The organism is Sphingobacteriaceae bacterium GW460-11-11-14-LB5 (assembly GCA_002151545.1).
Taxonomy (GTDB): domain Bacteria; phylum Bacteroidota; class Bacteroidia; order Sphingobacteriales; family Sphingobacteriaceae; genus Pedobacter.
Genome location: CP021237.1, coordinates 5,755,156 through 5,774,160 on the forward strand (window position 1 = coordinate 5,755,156; position 19,005 = coordinate 5,774,160).

The following is a 19,005-nucleotide window of genomic DNA, read 5'->3' on the forward strand; positions in this document are numbered from 1 at the left end:
ATGAATCATAACCATCCGGTATTTACAGATAACGACCCGCAAAGTGAGCTGGTAACCCTAAATTTAGGCCCAACACACCCTGCAACACACGGCGTTTTTCAAAACGTTTTGCAATTAGATGGCGAACGTATTGTAAGCGGCGTTTCTACCATTGGGTACATTCACCGTGCATTCGAAAAGATTGCCGAACATCGCCCGTTCTATCAAATTACACCACTTACCGACCGTTTAAACTATTGCTCATCGCCTATTAACAATATGGGCTGGCATATGACGGTTGAGAAGTTGTTAAATATTCAGATGCCGAAACGTGTAGATTATCTTCGGGTAATCATCATGGAGCTTTCGCGTATTGCCGATCACATTATCTGTAACACGATTATTGGTCAGGATACCGGAGCAACCACCACTTTCTTATATCTTTTTCAGTTTCGTGAGCATATTTACGAAATTTTCGAAGAAGTTTGTGGTGCACGTTTAACCACAAACATTGGCCGTATTGGTGGTTTCGAAAGAGATTTCAATGATATTGCCTTTGCCAAAATCGATAAGTTTTTAAAAGAATTCCCTAAAGCGTTAAAAGAGTTTGAAAATCTGTTAACACGTAACCGTATTTTTATTGATAGAACGGCTGGTGTTGCAGAAGTAACAAAGGAAACCGCTTTAGAATACAGCTGGACCGGCCCGTTATTGCGTGCTACCGGTGTAGATTATGATGTTCGTGTAAGCGATCCATATTCTTCTTATCAGGATTTCGACTTTGAAGTACCCGTGGGTACAAGCGGCGATATTTACGACAGATATTTAGTGCGTAACGAAGAGATGTGGCAAAGTGTCCGCATTATCGAACAAGCACTGGTGAAGTTAAAAACAGAACCAAAAGGTATTTTCCATGCCGATGTTCCTGAATTTTATCTTCCTCCAAAACAAGAAGTTTACAACAATATGGAAGCATTGATCTATCACTTCAAAATTGTGATGGGTGAGATTGATGCACCAAAAGCAGAAGTTTATCACGCTGTAGAAGGCGGAAATGGTGAGTTAGGGTTCTATCTGATTAATGATGGAGGCCGTACGCCTTACCGCTTACACTTCCGCAGACCAAGTTTTATAAACTACCAGATGTTTGCACCAATGAGCGAGGGCATGTTATTGTCTGATGCCATTATCAACATGAGTAGTATGAATATTATTGCAGGAGAATTAGATGCTTAAAGTAGAAGAACAAACACCTGTAGTGTTTTCATCAGAATTGCTGGCCAAATTTGATGAGGTAAAAAGCCGTTATCCTGAAGGTAAGCACAAATCAGCTTTGTTGCCATTATTACACTTGGTACAGGCCGAATACCTTTGGGTGAGTACACCAGCCATGGATAAAGTAGCCGAATATTTAAATATTCAGCCAATTGAAGTTTATGAGGTGGCAACATTTTATACCATGTACTTTTTAAAACCACAAGGTAAATATGCCTTAGAGGTTTGTCGTACTGGTCCTTGTTGTCTGGTTGGTGCCGAAAAAATATTAAGCCACTTGGAAAACAAGTTAGGTGTTAAAGAAGGTGAAGTTACTGCTGATGGTTTATTCAGCTTTAGAGGCGTTGAATGTTTAGCCGCCTGTGGTTTTGGTCCGGTATTGCAAATAAGTCCGGAATATACTTTCTACGAAAACCTTACCGAAGCCAGTGTAGATAAATTGATTGAAGATTTGAAAAATAAGTCCTAAGTCGAAAGTCTTAAGTCGAGAGTCGTTTTGACTCATGACTATGGACTACAGACTATAGACTATAGACTAATTAAAATGTCTCGAAAACTGTTACTTGAGCATATAAACGTACCAGGCATCAATACACTTGAGGTCTATCGCCAAAAAGGCGGGTACCGTGCTGTGGAAAAAGCCCTTAAAACTTTAACACCTGAAGAGATTGTTGAAGAAGTTAAGAAATCGGGCTTACGCGGTCGCGGAGGTGCGGGTTTCCCAACCGGGATGAAATGGAGCTTTTTAGCTAAACCAGAAGGTGTTGCACGTTATTTGGTGTGTAATGCTGATGAATCTGAGCCTGGAACTTTTAAAGACCGTTATTTAATGACCTACATTCCCCATGCTTTAATTGAGGGAATGATTGTATCAAGTTTCGCATTAGGTGCCAAGGTTTCATACATCTATGTACGTGGCGAGATGATGCCTCAGATCCGCATTTTAGAAAAAGCAATTGCTGAAGCTAAAGCAGCCGGATGGTTGGGTAAAAACATTTTAGGAACAGGTTACGATTTAGAATTATATGTTCAGCCAGGTGGTGGTGCTTACATTTGCGGCGAAGAAACTGCTTTGTTAGAATCGCTCGAGGGCAAAAGAGGGAACCCACGTATTAAACCACCATTTCCGGCAATTGCAGGTTTATATGGTTGCCCTACAGTGGTGAACAATGTTGAATCGATTGCTGCAGTGGTACCAATTATCAACGATGGTGGTGATGAATATGCAAAAATTGGTATCGGTAGAAGTACAGGTACAAAATTAATATCGGCATCTGGTAATTTGGTAAAACCAGGTGTTTATGAAATCGAATTGGGTTTACCAGTAGAAGAGTTCATCTATTCTGATGAGTATTGTGGCGGTATCGCCAATGGTAAACAATTAAAGGCAACGGTTGCGGGTGGATCATCTGTGCCTATTTTGCCTGCTAATTTAACCTTGAAATATGCTAACGGAGAGCCTCGTTTAATGAGTTACGAATCGTTATCAGAAGGTGGATTTGCTACAGGAACAATGATGGGTTCGGGCGGTTTTATTGCCTTTGATGAAGATCAGTGTATCGTTAGAAATACCTGGAATTTTTCACGTTTTTATCACCACGAAAGCTGTGGACAATGTTCACCTTGCCGTGAAGGTACAGGATGGATGGAAAAAGTGCTGCATAAAATCGAACATGGTCATGGCAGCATGGAAGATGTTGATTTATTGTGGGATATTCAACGTAAAATTGAAGGGAATACGATCTGTCCGCTGGGTGATGCAGCAGCCTGGCCGGTAGCCAGTGCCATCCGTCACTTCAGGGATGAATTTGAATGGCATATTAAAGAACCTGTTAAGAGCCAGAGCCAAAATTACGGTATCGCAAATTATGCAACACCGATTGAAAAAGCTCCGGTAACAGAAGAGAAATAAAATCTTAAGGTCACATTTTGCGACCTTAGAAAAATAACTTAACACAACGAGTATATGTAAATGAAAGAACCGATATCACCCGAAATCATCCCCAACGAAGTAATAGTTAATAAAATATATCTTTTTAGAGGAATTAAGGTGATGTTAGATTCTGATTTGGCAGAACTCTTTGGCGTTGAGACTAAGAAGTTAAAACAACAAGTTAGAAGAAATATAGAGCGTTTTCCGGAGCACTTTATGTTTGAGCTAACAAAAGAAGAAAACGATGTCTTAAGGTCACAAATTGTGACCTTAAGACATGGACAACACTCAAAGTACCTTCCGTTTGCATTTAGCGAACATGGTATTTTGCAACTGTCGAACGTTTTGAAAAGCAGTAGGGCAGTAGAAGTAAGTATTAAAATTATTGATGTGTTTGTACAACTTAGAACGATGGTTTTAAGCAATACAGAAATAAGGCTGGAATTAGAAAAGATTAAAAAGAAGGTAGATAATCAAGATAAAAACATTGAAGTGATCTTCAGATATTTTGATGAACTATTGGAGCAGAAAGCACAGCCAAGAAAGCAAATTGGCTACAAAATCTCGAAAGAGAAATAATAAATAAAAAAGATTGCTTCTTGCCTCGCAATGATGGTAGAAGTAGAAAAAATAAAAAGAATATCATTAACCATGAGTGAAAAAGTTAAGGTTACGATAGATGGGATAACAGTAGAGGTTGATAACGGAACAACCATTCTGAATGCTGCAAGGCAAATCGGAGGGGATATTGTTCCGCCAGCAATGTGCTATTATTCTAAATTACAAGGCAGTGGCGGTAAATGCCGTACCTGTATTGTAAAAGTGACTAAAGGTTCAGAGAAAGATCCTCGGCCAATGCCTAAGTTGGTGGCTTCTTGCCGCACAACCGTAATGGATGGGATGGAAGTGCTTAACATTACTTCACCTGAAGTTTTGGAAGCACGTGCAGGTGTTGTAGAGATCTTATTGATTAACCACCCTTTAGATTGCCCTGTTTGCGATCAGGCAGGAGAGTGTGATTTACAGAATTTGGGCTACGAACATGGTTTGCAAAAAACACGTTATGAGTTTGAGCGCCGTACTTTTGAGCGCATCGATATAGGTGATAAAATCCAGTTGCACATGAACCGTTGTATTTTGTGCTATCGTTGTGTTTTCACAGCAGATCAGATTACCAACAAACGTGTACATGGTATTTTAAACCGTGGCGATCACTCCGAAATTTCTACTTACATCACCCAGGCGGTTGATAACGATTTCTCAGGAAACGTAATCGATGTTTGTCCGGTAGGTGCTTTAACCGATAAAACTTTCCGTTTTAAAAACCGTGTTTGGTTTACCAAACCAGTTGATGCACACCGCGATTGCGATCACGAAAAATGCAATGGTAAAGTAACCCTTTGGTATAAAGGAGCAGATGTTTTACGTGTTACGGCTCGTAAAGATCAGTTTGGAGAAGTAGAAGAATTTATTTGCAATACTTGCCGCTTCGATAAAAAAGCAACTGCTGATTGGGTAATTGAACACCCAACACACATTGATGATACTTCGGTAATTGCATCAAACCACTATGAAACATTAAAACCTTTGCATGTTATTCAGCCAAACGAGGCGCTACAAGCTGCAAATGAAATTGAATTACATAAAACAGTTAAATACTAATGGATAGCGCTTTTGTTATAGAAAAATTTATCCTGGTAGCTGTAATTTTCGGCATCAGTTTAGTTATTGCCATGTATTCTACTTATGCAGAACGCAAGGTTGCTGCATTTTTACAAGATCGTTTAGGACCAGATAGAGCTGGCCCCTTTGGTATTTTACAACCATTGGCTGATGGTATCAAAATGTTTATGAAGGAAGAAATTATTCCTACAACATCAAACAGATTTTTATTTATCGCTGGTCCTGGCCTGGCTTTGCTTTGTGCCTGTATTGGTACTGCCGTTATTCCATGGGGTAGTCCTGTTTTAATTGCGGGCAAAACTATTCCGCTACAAGTTTCAGATATCAATGTTGGTGTTTTATACATTTTCGGCGTAGTATCTTTAGGTGTGTATGGTGTGATGATTGGTGGTTGGGCGTCGAACAACAAATACTCTTTGTTAAGTGCGATTCGTGCAGCTTCTCAGAACATCAGTTATGAAATTGCAATGGGATTATCGATCATCGCTTTGCTTTTAATGACGAATACCCTAAGCTTAAAAGAAATCGTTGATCAGCAACACGGCTGGAGATGGAACGTGTTATATCAGCCACTTGGATTTTTAATCTTTATGGTTTGTTCATTTGCCGAAACCAACCGTGCGCCATTTGATTTACCTGAATGTGAAACGGAATTGATTGGTGGTTACCATACTGAGTATTCGTCAATGAAATTAGGATTTTACCTGTTTGCAGAGTATATCAATATGTTTGTATCATCTGCGGTAATGGCGGCTTTATACTGGGGCGGTTATAATTATCCTGGTATGGACTCAATGGCGGTATGGTTAGGGCCAACCTGGGCACCACTTTTTGGTACCGCAGTTTTCTTCGGTAAAATATGTGCTTTCATCTTTTTCTTCATGTGGGTACGTTGGACCATCCCTCGTTTCCGTTACGATCAATTGATGAATTTAGGTTGGAAAGGTTTAATACCTTTGGCTATTGCCAATATTATAATAACAGGTGTTGTGATTGCGATTATTGAGAAGTTTTAATTATGGAATCATTAAGTAATAAGAAAAAAGTACTGGAACAAAAGCCATTGAGCTTTATGGAACGGATGTACCTGCCGGCAATTGCCAAGGGCATGGGCATCACCATCAGTCACTTATTTAAGAAAGAGGCTACTGTAAGATATCCTGAGGTAGAACGCGAATTCTCTACCAACTTTAGGGGGATGCACTCGCTAAAACGTGATGAGAACGGTAAGGAACGTTGTACTGCCTGCGGTTTATGTGCACTATCTTGCCCGGCTGAAGCCATTACCATGATTGCTGCAGAGCGTAAACCCGAGGAGAAAGATTTATACCGCGAGGAAAAATATGCTGCAACTTACGAAATCAATATGTTGCGCTGCATTTTCTGTGGATTGTGTGAAGAGGCTTGCCCCAAAGAAGCAATTTACTTAGATGGACCGATTGTACCTGCTGATTATTTACGTAAAGATTTCATTTACGGAAAAGACAAGCTGGTAGAGGCGCCATTGGAAATGAAAAAATAATGAGATAGAATCGTCATGCTGAACTCGTTTCAGTATCTATCAAGCCAGATCCTGAAATAAATTCAGGATGACGAAGACATAAATAAAATTGCCCTCCCAATAATTGGGATAACAGTACCACCGTAATGATGGTAAAAACAAATAAATAAATAAACAATTAATGAGTACACAAGTATTCTATTTCGTAGCCACATTAAGTATCATCTTTTCGCTGATGGTGATTTTTGCAAAAAATCCAATCCACAGTGTATTGTACTTAATCCTTACCTTTTTTACCTTCACCGTTCACTATGTGTTATTAAACGCACAGTTTTTAGCGGTGGTAAACTTTATTGTTTACATGGGGGCGATAATGGTATTGTTCCTTTTTGTACTGATGCTGCTTAACCTGAACAAAGAAACCGAACCGAGTAAATCGCCACTGATCAAAATCGTGGGTGTAATTGCTGGCGGTTGTTTAGTTGTAACCTTAATCGGTTCTTTAAAATCAGCCAGTATTACCAGTCCGTTGATTTTGAAAAATCCAGGATTAGGATTAGTAGAAAATCTGGGTAAGGAGCTTTTTGGCCCATTCTTATTACCATTCGAATTGTCATCTCTATTACTATTGGCAGCAATGGTTGGAGCCGTTTTATTATCTAAAAGAGATGAGGTAGAAGCATAATGGAAAATTTATTTACACAAGCAGCAGGCGTTCCGCTAAACCACTACATCTATTTAAGTGCCATTATTTTTTCTATTGGCGTAGTAGGTGTACTTACCCGCAGAAATGCCATTGTAATTTTTATGTCGGTTGAGCTGATGCTTAATGCGGTTAACTTACTTTTAACAGCATTTTCAGTTCATAATAATGACCCATCAGGGCAGGTTTTCGTATTCTTCATTATGGCTTTGGCAGCTGCAGAGGTTGCAGTAGGCCTGGCAATTATTGTAATGGTTTACCGGAATACGAAATCAGTAGATATTAATGTTTTAAATCGCCTTAAGTGGTAAATATATAATAAGAATGACAATAGAACAATTGATTTGGTTGGTTCCGTTACTTCCTTTTTTAGGGTTTGTAATTAATGGACTGGGCAGAAACTCTTTATCTAAAGGACTTGTTGGTATCATCGGAAGCGGCGTGATCTTAGCCTCCTTTATCATCAGCGTAGTTATTTTCTTTAGTTTACAAGGCGATACACAAAAATCTCACGAAGTATTTTTATTTGATTGGATCAGCGCAGGTGCTTTACACATCCCATTATCTTTCCTGGTTGATCCTTTAAGCTCAATCATGCTTTTGATCATCACTGGAATCGGTTTCCTGATCCATTTATATTCGACCAGCTATATGCACGATGATGCCGGATTCGGTAAATTCTTCGCTTACCTGAACCTGTTTGTATTCTTCATGCTTTTATTGGTATTGGGTTCAAACTATATTGTGATGTTCATCGGTTGGGAGGGTGTAGGTTTATGTTCATACCTGTTAATCGGTTTCTGGTATACGAACAGCGCTTATGCATCAGCAGCTAAAAAAGCTTTCGTAATGAACCGTATCGGCGATTTAGGCTTTTTATTAGGGGTGTTCTTAATCTTCACCACTTTTGGTAGTGTAGAGTTTGCTAAAGTTTTTCCTCAGGCTGCGAATATGTTGCCAGGTAATGATACTTTGGTTTTAATCACCATTTTATTATTTATCGGTGCATGCGGTAAATCGGCACAGTTGCCATTATTTACCTGGTTACCTGATGCAATGGCCGGACCAACACCAGTTTCGGCTTTGATTCACGCAGCAACGATGGTAACTGCTGGTATTTATATGATTGCCCGCTCGAGCATATTGTTCGATCTTGCACCGCTTACCCAGCACATTATTGCTATTGTTGGTGCAGCTACAGCTTTAGTTGCTGCAATTATTGCTTTAACGCAGACTGATATTAAAAAGGTATTGGCTTATTCAACGGTATCTCAATTGGGATATATGTTTTTAGGTCTGGGCGTTGGCGCTTATACAGGTTCATTCTTCCATGTTTTAACCCATGCATTCTTTAAAGCATTATTATTCTTAGGTGCAGGTTCAGTTATTCATGCCATGCATCATGAGCAGGATATGCGCCACATGGGTGGATTGAAAGGAAAACTTAAAACTACTTTTACCACCATGATGATCGGTACCATTGCTATTGCAGGTTTACCACCATTCTCTGGTTTCTTCTCAAAAGACGAAATTTTGGCCCATGCTTTCCAGGCTAGTCCAATACTTTGGGGAATTGGAGTTTTAACCGCATTCTTAACGGCATTCTATATGTTCAGAATGATGTTCCTGACTTTTTCTGGAAAATACCGTGGTACACACCATGCAGAAAGCCATATCCACGAATCGCCAACAGCGATGACTTTACCGTTAATCATTTTAGCAATTCTTGCTGCAATTGGTGGAGCAATCAATCTTCCACATGTTTTTGGTGGAAACGAGTGGCTGGCACATTGGTTAGCAGGAGCAGGTGTTGCACAACATGAATTAGATTTAAGCCATGCTACAGAATATACTTTAATGGGCGTTTCGGTAGCCGCCGCGGTAATTGCTTTACTATATGCTTATACCCGATATGTAAAAGGTGCACATGTTCCGGTTGCTGATGAAGCGCCACGTTCGGCATTGGCAAAATTATCATACAATAAATTCTATTTGGATGAGATTTATGATTTCCTGATCACTAAGCCATTAGATGCACTTTCTAAATTCTTTTACAGGATTATCGATAACAAGTTTATTGATGGAATTGTGAACGGACTGGGATGGAGCACAAACGAAGCCAGTAAAGGCATCCGTTTGTTGCAAAGTGGAAACGTAGGTTTCTATATATTTATGATGGTATTCGGTATCATCGCATTACTATTATATACATTTAGTTACATATTATAAAAAGGGTTCAAAATTAAATAATGGAACAACTTTTACTACTTATATTTCTTCCGCTTGTAGGTGCAATCGTTACTGCATTTGCGGGTAAATCGGCTAAAATAGTTTCGACCGTATTTTCGGTTGTTTCTTTAGGTTTAGCTTTGGTTATCGCCTGTAATTTCATCCCAAATGCAAGTACCCAGTTTGAGGTTAATTTGCCATGGATTGCAGATTTGGGTATCAATTTCCACGCTGGTATCGATGGCATTAGCATGCTTGTGGTATTGCTAACCAATTTATTGGTGCCGATCATTATTTTATCGAGCTACAATCACGAGTATAAAAATCCGGCTGCATTTTATGCCTTGATTTTATTTATGCAATGTGGCCTGTTATTGGTGTTTACGGCATTGGATGCTTTCTTGTTCTATATCGGATGGGAAGCAGCATTAATTCCAATCTATTTTATCTGTGCCATCTGGGGAGGAAAAGACCGCATAAGTATCAACATGAAATTTTTCGTGTATACCATTGCAGGTTCATTATTTATGTTGATGGGTATTATTTACCTATACCTTCAAAACCCGGCACACAATTTTGATATTCAGGCTTTTTACGCTTTAAACTTAGATAGTGCACAACAGGGATGGATTTTCTGGGCTTTCTTTATTGCCTTTGCCATTAAGATGCCAATTTTTCCTTTCCACACCTGGCAGCCTGATACATACACCGCGGCTCCTACACAGGGAACGATGTTATTATCGGGTGTCATGTTAAAAATGGGTATCTATGGTGTAATTAGGTGGTTGTTGCCAATTGTTCCCGCAGGCGTTCATGATTGGGGACAAGTAGCGATTGTTTTGTCTATCATCGGTATCGTTTATGCTTCGATAATTGCTTTTACACAAAAAGATGCAAAACGTTTAGTCGCTTATTCTTCTATCGCCCACGTTGGATTAATTTCTGCAGGTATCTTTGCTTTCAACCAGCAGGGGATGCAAGGTGCCATGGTGCAGATGTTGAGTCACGGTATTAACGTAGTAGGTTTATTCTTCGTTTTAGATATTATCTTTTCTCGTGTTAAAACAAATAAAATTGAAGAGTTGGGTGGAATTGCTAAAGTAGCACCTCAGTTAGCCCTTACTTTTCTGATCATCGTATTAGGCACTGTAGCACTACCGGGAACAAACGGATTTATTGGCGAATTTTTATTACTGATGGGCGTTTACAACTACGGCATTTGGGCTGCAGCCATCGCAGGCTTAACCATTATTTTTGGTGCAGTTTACATGTTACGCATGTACCAAAATGTAATGCTTGGCGAAACCAACAGCTTAACCATCACCTTCACCGATATTAAAGGAACTGAAAAATTGGTTCTTTATATTATATGTGCATTAATTATTGTTTTGGGCATTTATCCAAAACCGGTTTTGCATTTAACAGAGGCATCTGTACAACATTTATTAGAACAGGTAAATCAAAAATTAAACACAGTAAATTAAGCAATGAATATTATTATAACCATTAGTATAACAGCTTTTATAGTGCTTTATGCAGGTTTGTTTAAGGCAAATAAAGCATTATTACCACTTACCGTTGTTGGCTTACTTACTGCACTGGGATTTACTTTTTGTGCATGGAATAGCAATGCTGTTCATTTCGGAATGATGCAGACGGATAACTTTGCCCTGGCATTTTCCGGAATCTGTATTATCGGTACACTTTTGATCTTTTTATTAACACAGAACTATTTCCACGCTAAAAGCGATAACATAGCCGAATATTATACCCTGATTCTTTTCGCACTGGCCGGAATGATCATGATGGTATCGTATAAAAATATGGCCATGTTATTTGTAGGCTTAGAAATCATGTCGGTGAGTTTATACATTTTGGCAGGTATCCGTAAAAAGGATTTTGCCTCTAACGAAGCTTCCTTAAAGTATTTCTTAATGGGTGCTTTCTCAACAGGTTTCTTATTATTTGGTATCACCTTGATTTATGGCGCTACAGGGTCATTTGATCTAGACAAGATACAGGCTTATCTTGTAAATAGTCAGGCCATTTCTCCAATATTCTATCCAGGTGTTATCCTGATGATGATTGGTTTAAGCTTTAAGGTTGGTGCTGCCCCTTTCCATTTCTGGACTCCAGATGTATACGAAGGTGCTCCATCTTTAATTACCACCTTCATGAGTACGGTGGTTAAAACTGCAGGTTTTGCTGCTTTCCTAAGATTATTTGCTGGTGCACTTGCTCCACTTCACGATTTTTGGGTTGCACCCCTGATGGTGATTGTGTGTTTAACCTTATTCATCGGAAACGTAACTGCGCTATTCCAGAAGAACTTCAAACGCATGCTGGCTTACTCGAGTATCTCGCATGCTGGTTACCTGTTATTTTCGCTTATCGTGTTAACCAAAAACTCTGGAAACAGCGTATTGGTTTATGCGGCAGCTTATACCTTCGCATCAATTATCGCTTTTGCGGTGTTAATATTAGTGAAACAAAAAACGGGTAGCGATAGCTTCGAAAGTTTTAATGGTTTGGCTAAACGTAATCCCCTAGTTGCATTATGTTTAACTGTAGCCATGCTTTCATTAGCAGGTATTCCTTTAACAGCTGGTTTTATCGGGAAATATTTAATGTTCCTGAACGTAATGACCGAATATAAAACCTTACTGGTTGCATTTGCGATTTTAAATGCATTGGTTGGCTTCTATTATTATTTTAGGGTAATTGTAGCCATGTGGTTTAAAGACGGCGCAGAAACAGTGCTTTCAACCCCGGTGCAATACAAAGTTGTTTTATTGGTTTCTGTGGCAATTACACTAATTTTAGGTATTTATCCTGCAATTATTTTAAACCTGATATAGGTATGCTGTTGTTTAATAATTATTTGTAGTTTTACGAATAATTGAATATGCACGATTTTTGGAATAACCTGCATCAGCTACTTGACCCCGAGAAATTATTGAGGGAGGGTGGATTCTATCTAGTCGTATTCGTTATCTATGCAGAAACAGGCCTGTTTTTTGGTTTTTTTCTTCCCGGTGATTATTTATTGTTTTTAGCGGGAATGTTTGTGGCAACAGGCAAGCTGGATGTGAACATTGCGGTACTCCTGGCGGGTTTATGTATTGCAGCCATTTCCGGGAATTTTACCGGTTATTGGTTCGGACGTAAAACCGGCCCGGTATTGTACACCAGAAAAGACAGTTTCTTTTTTAAAAAGAGATATTTAAAAGCCGCTGAAGATTATTATCATAAACAAGGTGCCTTTGCGTTAATAATGGGCCGATTTGTACCTATTGTTAGAACTTTTGCACCGATTTTTGCAGGGGTAGTAAAACTAGACTTTAAAAAATTTGCTTTATATAATGTCGTGGGTGGGGTACTTTGGATCTGTTCCTTAACTTTGCTCGGTTATTTTTTAGGCAAAAGATTTGAAAAAGAAATTAACGATTATTTATTATATATTATTATTGGCTTTATCCTTATTACAACTATACCATTATTAATTACCTTTGTAAAAAGTAAAGTAGTGAGTGGTCCTGAAGAGGATAAAACAGATTTAAATTAAAAATGGCAAAAGACGATCATCACGCGTGGCATAGCGTATCTCCTGGACATAACGTTCCAGAAATTGTAAACGCAATTATTGAAATTCCAAAAGGTTCAAAAGCAAAATACGAAATAGATAAAGAATCTGGCTTAATTAAGTTAGACAGGGTTCTTTTTTCATCAGTAATGTATCCTGCAAACTATGGTTTTATTCCGCAAACTTATTGCGATGATAAAGATCCATTAGATATTTTAGTACTTTGTTCGGTAGATGTTTACCCAATGACATTGATTGAAGCTAAAGTAGTTGGTGTGATGCATATGGTTGATAATGGCGAACAAGATGATAAAATCATTGCTGTAGCTGCTCACGATATGTCTGTAAACTACATCAACGATTTAGATGAGTTGCCTCCACACCAAATGAAAGAGATTGTTCGTTTCTTTCAGGATTATAAAGCATTAGAAGATAAAAATGTAACTATCGAACATTTACTTGGTGTTCGTTATGCGCATAAAGTAATTAAAGAAAGCATAGAACTTTATAACACAACATTTAGAGAATTAGCTTAATGGATTTACCCACGGTCTGTTTGTTTTTAAATTTAGAGCTAAGTGCAATCCTGCCCACAAACGTAGTTTTGGTTGCTTTACAAGAACCTGATACCACTTCTGTAGGCTGGCGATTATTCTTTGCATTATTTTTGGTGTTACTTAACGGATTTTTTGTTGCAGCAGAGTTTGCAATTGTAAAAGTTCGGGCATCACAAATTGAAATTAAAGCAAAAACGGGCAGTCGGGTAGGCAAAATGGCCAAAGGGATTATTCATAATCTCGATGGATATCTGGCCGCCACACAGCTTGGTATAACGCTTGCATCACTTGGCTTAGGTTGGGTAGGTGAAGGCGTTATGCATACTATTTTCAAAAATCTTTTCGATAGTTTGGAGTGGGGTTTAAGCGAAGCTTCTATCCAGACCGCATCTACCATTGTTGCTTTCTCGCTCATTACCATTATGCACATTGTATTTGGCGAACTGGCACCAAAATCTTTTGCTATCCAAAGACCTGTAGCGACAACGTTATTCGTTTCAATACCACTTCAGTTATTTTATGTGGTATTTAGACCATTCATTTGGACGCTAAATAGCCTTGCTGCGATTATCCTTAAACCATTCGGAATTGATACTTCCAGCGGACATGAATCGCTGCATAGTACCGAAGAACTTCAGTATTTATTAGACCAGGGTAAAGAAAGTGGTGCATTAGATAATAACGAACATGAGCTGATTAAAAACGTATTCGATTTTAATGAGCGCGTAGTGAAGAATATCATGGTTCCCCGGACTAAGATTTCGGGTATTGAATTAACTTCTCCAAAAGAAGAAGTGATTGATACGATTATTAAAGAGGGCTATTCCCGCTTGCCGGTTTACGATGATATTATGGATAAAATTGTAGGAATTATCCATGCAAAAGATATTTTACCATTGGTTGCCGCAGGTAACCAGCACTGGACCTTAAACGATATCATCAGAAAACCATATTTCGTTACAGAAACAAAGAAAATCAACGATCTGATGAGCGAACTGCAAAGTAACCGCATACAGATTGCTATTGTATTGGACGAGTTTGGCGGTACAGCAGGTATGGTTACCTTAGAAGATATAGTTGAAGAACTTGTAGGAGAAATCCAGGATGAATACGATGAGGAAAAACCACTGGTAGAAAAAGTGTCTGACAATGAGTTTATCGTAAATGCGTTCGCTACTGTATATGATGTGAATGAACATTTGCCTCACGATTTACCAGAGGATGAAGATTTCGATACCATTGGCGGATTGGTTTCTCACGTTTTTGAACGTATCCCTGAGGTCGGCGAAAGCAACGAATCATATGGTTATCTGTTTACTATCCTTAAGAAGACAGAGCAGAATATCGAAACAATCAAGTTAGAATTGGTGATCAATAAAGCAGATATGGTTGATAATCATTAATTTCAACTATGCATATTTTTTACACGCCAGATATAACCCAAAATACCTATACACTTAACGAAGAAGAGAGTAAACACTGCGTGAGGGTCCTTCGCCTGACCGTAGGCTCGATTGTTAACCTCGTTGATGGGAAAGGTGGTTTTTATACAGCTGAAATCACTTCCGATAATCCAAAAAAAGTTTCTTTAAGCATTTTAAAAGTAGAAAGGGAGTTTCATAAAAGAAACCATTACCTGCATATTGCTGTCGCACCAACCAAAAATATCGACCGTATCGAATGGTTTTTAGAGAAAGCAACAGAGCTGGGGATTGATGAAATTACACCAATTATTACCGATCGATCGGAGCGCAGGGTAGTTAAAGAAGACCGCCTCATTAAGGTGATCACTTCTGCAGTAAAACAGTCAATTAAAGCTTATCATCCCAAATTAAATGATGCTATTTCTTATGATGCTTTTTTAAAAGAATCATTTGATGGTGAAAAACTAATAGCGCATTGTATCGATAACGGAGAGAAAGAATATATATCCAAATTAGTAGCTCCACATCAAAAATATTTAATTCTTATTGGTCCGGAAGGAGATTTCACACCTGATGAAGTTAATTTAGCTTTGAACAAAGGCTTTAAAGCATTAACTTTAGGTGATAACAGGTTGCGCACAGAAACGGCTGCTTTATCTGTTTGTTTTGAAATCAATTACCTTAACCGATAATCAATTTGAAGTTTTCAGTTTTTAGTTTTCAGTTTCCGAAATTCAGGTTTATTGCTTTTGGCCTTGGCCTTTTAGCTTTTTGCTTTGTGCTGTCTGCTTTTAGTTCGTTACCGCCAACCTACCGGATGGCCAAATTAAAGTATAATGGTGGCGGCGATTGGTATGCCGATAGAACAGCCCTGCCTAATTTAATTGCCTACTGTAATGCCAATCTGAAAACTAATTTTTATGCAGAAGAAAGCATCGTTGAAGTAGGCTCAAAAGAAATTTTTAATTACCCCTTTGTTTATATGACTGGACACGGAAACGTGGTTTTTAACGATCAGGAAATTAAAAATTTAAGGCAATACCTTACCGGCGGTGGTTTTCTTCATATAGACGATAATTATGGATTGGATAAATTTATCCGTCCGCAAATGAAAAAAGTATTTCCAGAACTAAGTTTTGTTGAATTGCCTGCAAACCATGCTGTGTATAACCAGAAATTTAAGTTTCCCGCAGGCTTGCCAAAAATCCATGAACATGATAATAAAAGACCTCAGGGATTTGCATTGATATATAAGGGAAGAGTAGTTTGTTATTACACCTTTGAATGCGATTTAGGGAACGGTTGGGAAGACTTTGGCACTTATCCTGAAGATACGCAGGAAACAAGGACAAAGGCGCTAAAAATGGGCGCAAATTTAGTTCAGTACGCTTTAACTCAGTAGCGAATGTATAAAGTAAAAGTAAACGACCAGTTTTTATTCGAAATTGAACATAACGAATCGGCCTTGCTGGTAAATGGAGATCCGGTTCAGCTTGATTTAAGTACGATGAGTAATCGCAATACTCATGTTTTATATCAGAATAAATCTTTTAATACCGAAATCGTTGAGCTGAACAAAGCAGATAAAACCTGTAAAGTAAAAGTAAACGGTAATATCTACCAGATTAGCATCGAAGATCAGTTTGATGTTTTGTTAAAACAACTCGGCCTCGATAATTTAACGGCTAATAAAGTTTCAGAAATTAAAGCCCCGATGCCTGGTTTGGTACTAAAGGTTTTGGTTGAAGAAAATGCCGAGGTAAAGAAAGGGGATAATTTACTGGTGCTGGAAGCCATGAAAATGGAAAACATCCTAAAATCATCAACTGATGGCGTAGTAAAGAAAGTTTTGATTAAACAGGGCGATAAGGTGGAGAAGAATCAGATTTTGATTCAGTTTAAATAATTTTTGCCTCTGAAGTACGTCATTTCGAGCGGAGTGAAACAAAGTCGAGAAATCTGTTTAGATAGATCTCTCCATTCCACTGCGTTTCAGTCGAGATGACGAATTTCGGTTGAATTATTCAAGTTAGATATACCAAAATATAACTGTAAAAAAAAAGTCCCGATTTAATGTCGGGACTTTTCTTTTTTATTTACCTCTGCTAACCCGGTAAGGTTTTTGAGGAGGGTTTTTGAAATTTCTTTTGCCTGCAGTGCTAATTTCAGGAGCGCCAAGCATCGTCATGGCACAACGGAAACCAACTTCAGCTGATGATTCATCTTGTTGCATAAAACGACGAGTTGCCGGATTTAACCAGTAAGCCATATCATTCCAGGACCCACCTTTGTAAACTCTTGATTTATCGTTTACCAATGTTACACCTTCTTCATTTAATAAAGTGTTTTGTCTGTCACGATAGCCTCTTTGATCGGCCTGATAGCTGGTTGATGCAACCGGAGATTGCGGATCAGTCGATTTTGAAATCGAATCAGAACGTTTTGCCTGCGCTTGTTTTTCTGCCCAGGTTTGTTTTCTTCCGGCATAAGCATTTTCCTTAATCGGATTGCCATATTTGTCCAATGCAATTTTTCCGTTTTGCGAATCCTCTAGTTTTTTATTAGTAAAGTAGTTACCACGGTAAGGGTTAAATGCATCTGCATCGGTAAATGTACCTGTTCTGTAAACATCATTAACCCATTCATTCACGTTTCCAGCCATGTTGTATAAGCCGAAGTCGTTTGGAGTGTATTGAATAACCGGAACAGTTAAATCTCCTTTATCATTTAACGAACCGCCAACACCCATATAATCGCCAGGTGCTCTTTTAAAGTTGGCCTGAATCATACCTCTGGTTTTCTTTTTAGCCGAACTAACACCTAAACCATTCCAGGGGTAAATTTTATTCTGATTGATGTTTTCGTATTCTGTATTGCCAATTAAACCCAAAGCAGCATATTCCCACTCTGCTTCTGTTGGTAAACGGTAAGGTTGCATAATTACACCATCTTCCAGTGTTGCATTTCTTCTAGGCTGGTTATTTCTTCCAGTACCTGCAGCTGCCGTTCCTCCAGCTGTAGTTGTTGCAGCACCAGATTTTGTATTGTAATCGATTGGAGCATTTTTTCCCTTGTCATCATACTGGCCATTTAAATAGGCATCAGTATTAAAAGGTTTGTCTGGTTTTGGAGTTGCCGCTGCTGTAGTAGCAGTATTGCTTTTTCCATTGCCGGCTAATGTCTTATAATCAGTTAAAATTCCTTTTTCACGTAGAATAAATTCGTTAGCTCTCGAAGTTCTCCACTCGCAATAACGCGATGCCTGCTCCCATGAAACACCTACAACAGGGTAATCACGGTAAGCCGGGTGTCTTAAATAGTTATCTACATAAGGCTCATTATAAGATAATGCACGGCGCCATACTAAAGTATCAGGAAGCTCATTATAATAAAACTCACGATCTTCAGGATAGTTATATCTGATCCAGTGTAAGTATTCTAACCAATCGGTATTCGATACTTCAGTTTCATCCATGTAAAAAGATGGTACCGTAACCTGTCTTTTGTAATTGTAAATGTTTGGTTCAACACCCGCAACCTCGATGGCACTACCACCAACAACTAAAACTCCACCTTCGATTGGAATTAAGCCAGGCCCCGGAGCTCTCTTATATTGAGTAGCTACAGCAAAAGCACCAGATTGGTTATTTTTGCTTTTCCTATCGGCATAAGGAATACCTGTTTTGCTGGAACTATTCCCTCCTTTTGAGCTACAGCTCGTAAGTAGGGCGGCTAATGACAAACAAGTAAAAGAATATAGTAATAGTTTTTTCATATAATTCGTTGGTAATATCGTCCCCATGGGGATTCAACCGATAAAATTAAACAATTTTAAATGAATATATAAATAATGTGATAATAAAATATCGATTATATTTTTGAGTGATAACGTATTATTTTAAAGCGTATTGTGTCTGTTTACTTTTTAAGTTAAAATTAGGCTAAATAATTATAAATAAGCAAGATAAAAAGATAAATTGGTCATCAGAGCTTGGAGTAAATAAGCTATGAAGCTATTAGGTATAATTACATTTATTAAGGTTCAGCCCATATGAATGATTAATATTTCTACATTTTGGGATCACTAGCACATAAAAGAGTAGCGTACAAATTTATAGTGTTGTAAATAAATTAATCC

The 19,005-nt window shown here is 38.4% G+C and carries 19 protein-coding genes; 18 read left to right on the forward strand and 1 reads right to left on the reverse strand.

Annotated elements, in window-relative coordinates; all coding sequences use genetic code 11:
• The 18 genes from CA265_23545 (at nucleotide 1) to CA265_23630 (ending at nucleotide 16,773) form a co-directional block, all read left to right on the forward strand.
• Nucleotides 1-1,215, forward strand: a complete 1,215-nt coding sequence (locus CA265_23545; protein ID ARS42469.1) for an NADH dehydrogenase subunit D — start codon at nucleotides 1-3, stop codon at nucleotides 1,213-1,215.
• The gene (locus CA265_23550) at nucleotides 1,208-1,723 is read left to right on the forward strand and encodes an NAD(P)H-dependent oxidoreductase subunit E (GenBank protein ARS42470.1); all 516 of its coding nucleotides are present in this window, start codon (nucleotides 1,208-1,210) and stop codon (nucleotides 1,721-1,723) included. The genes CA265_23545 and CA265_23550 overlap by 8 nt, the downstream gene beginning before the upstream one ends.
• Before the next feature lie 75 nt (nucleotides 1,724-1,798).
• Nucleotides 1,799-3,166 carry an NADH-quinone oxidoreductase subunit F gene (locus CA265_23555; protein ID ARS42471.1) on the forward strand — a complete coding sequence of 456 codons (1,368 nt, stop codon included), beginning with the start codon at nucleotides 1,799-1,801 and terminating at the stop codon, nucleotides 3,164-3,166.
• Nucleotides 3,167-3,226: 60 nt separating this feature from the next.
• Nucleotides 3,227-3,766 carry a DNA-binding protein gene (locus tag CA265_23560; protein ARS42472.1) on the forward strand — a complete coding sequence of 180 codons (540 nt, stop codon included), beginning with the start codon at nucleotides 3,227-3,229 and terminating at the stop codon, nucleotides 3,764-3,766.
• A gap of 72 nt (nucleotides 3,767-3,838) precedes the next feature.
• Entirely contained in the window at nucleotides 3,839-4,849 is a 1,011-nt protein-coding gene (locus CA265_23565; GenBank protein ARS43109.1) for a Fe-S-binding domain-containing protein, read from the forward strand.
• Complete coding sequence (locus tag CA265_23570; GenBank protein ARS42473.1) at nucleotides 4,849-5,886, forward strand: NADH-quinone oxidoreductase subunit H; 1,038 nt, start codon at nucleotides 4,849-4,851, stop codon at nucleotides 5,884-5,886. The genes CA265_23565 and CA265_23570 overlap by 1 nt, the downstream gene beginning before the upstream one ends.
• Before the next feature lie 2 nt (nucleotides 5,887-5,888).
• The gene (locus tag CA265_23575) at nucleotides 5,889-6,392 is read left to right on the forward strand and encodes an NADH-quinone oxidoreductase subunit I (GenBank protein ARS42474.1); all 504 of its coding nucleotides are present in this window, start codon (nucleotides 5,889-5,891) and stop codon (nucleotides 6,390-6,392) included.
• A 160-nt stretch (nucleotides 6,393-6,552) separates the two neighbouring features.
• The gene (locus CA265_23580; GenBank protein ID ARS42475.1) at nucleotides 6,553-7,056 is read left to right on the forward strand and encodes an NADH-quinone oxidoreductase subunit J; all 504 of its coding nucleotides are present in this window, start codon (nucleotides 6,553-6,555) and stop codon (nucleotides 7,054-7,056) included.
• Nucleotides 7,056-7,385 (forward strand): NADH-quinone oxidoreductase subunit K, encoded by a 330-nt coding sequence (locus CA265_23585; GenBank protein ID ARS42476.1) that lies wholly within the window; start codon nucleotides 7,056-7,058, stop codon nucleotides 7,383-7,385. Before CA265_23580 ends, CA265_23585 begins: the two co-directional genes overlap by 1 nt.
• A 13-nt stretch (nucleotides 7,386-7,398) precedes the next feature.
• Nucleotides 7,399-9,303: an NADH-quinone oxidoreductase subunit L gene (locus CA265_23590; GenBank protein ID ARS42477.1), complete on the forward strand. Its 1,905-nt coding sequence runs from the start codon at nucleotides 7,399-7,401 to the stop codon at nucleotides 9,301-9,303.
• Nucleotides 9,304-9,323: 20 nt separating this feature from the next.
• Nucleotides 9,324-10,787 (forward strand): NADH-quinone oxidoreductase subunit M, encoded by a 1,464-nt coding sequence (locus CA265_23595; GenBank protein ARS42478.1) that lies wholly within the window; start codon nucleotides 9,324-9,326, stop codon nucleotides 10,785-10,787.
• 3 nt (nucleotides 10,788-10,790) lie between these two features.
• On the forward strand, nucleotides 10,791-12,161 hold the full coding sequence (locus tag CA265_23600) for an NADH-quinone oxidoreductase subunit N (protein ARS42479.1): 1,371 nt from the start codon (nucleotides 10,791-10,793) through the stop codon (nucleotides 12,159-12,161).
• Nucleotides 12,162-12,208: 47 nt separating this feature from the next.
• Nucleotides 12,209-12,868: an alkaline phosphatase gene (locus tag CA265_23605; GenBank protein ID ARS42480.1), complete on the forward strand. Its 660-nt coding sequence runs from the start codon at nucleotides 12,209-12,211 to the stop codon at nucleotides 12,866-12,868.
• A 2-nt stretch (nucleotides 12,869-12,870) separates the two neighbouring features.
• Nucleotides 12,871-13,422, forward strand: coding sequence for an inorganic pyrophosphatase (locus CA265_23610; protein ARS42481.1), 552 nt, complete (start codon nucleotides 12,871-12,873; stop codon nucleotides 13,420-13,422).
• Entirely contained in the window at nucleotides 13,422-14,846 is a 1,425-nt protein-coding gene (locus CA265_23615) for a hemolysin (GenBank protein ARS42482.1), read from the forward strand. Before CA265_23610 ends, CA265_23615 begins: the two co-directional genes overlap by 1 nt.
• An 8-nt stretch (nucleotides 14,847-14,854) precedes the next feature.
• Nucleotides 14,855-15,559, forward strand: a complete 705-nt coding sequence (locus CA265_23620) for a 16S rRNA (uracil(1498)-N(3))-methyltransferase (GenBank protein ARS42483.1) — start codon at nucleotides 14,855-14,857, stop codon at nucleotides 15,557-15,559.
• 89 nt (nucleotides 15,560-15,648) lie between these two features.
• The gene (locus CA265_23625) at nucleotides 15,649-16,269 is read left to right on the forward strand and encodes a hypothetical protein (GenBank protein ID ARS43110.1); all 621 of its coding nucleotides are present in this window, start codon (nucleotides 15,649-15,651) and stop codon (nucleotides 16,267-16,269) included.
• A 3-nt stretch (nucleotides 16,270-16,272) separates the two neighbouring features.
• Nucleotides 16,273-16,773: an acetyl-CoA carboxylase biotin carboxyl carrier protein subunit gene (locus tag CA265_23630; GenBank protein ARS42484.1), complete on the forward strand. Its 501-nt coding sequence runs from the start codon at nucleotides 16,273-16,275 to the stop codon at nucleotides 16,771-16,773.
• A gap of 186 nt (nucleotides 16,774-16,959) precedes the next feature.
• On the opposite strand, the gene CA265_23635 is transcribed toward CA265_23630, so the two are convergent.
• The gene (locus CA265_23635; GenBank protein ID ARS42485.1) at nucleotides 16,960-18,609 is read right to left on the reverse strand and encodes a gliding motility lipoprotein GldJ; all 1,650 of its coding nucleotides are present in this window, start codon (nucleotides 18,607-18,609) and stop codon (nucleotides 16,960-16,962) included.
• Nucleotides 18,610-19,005: the final 396 nt, after the last annotated feature.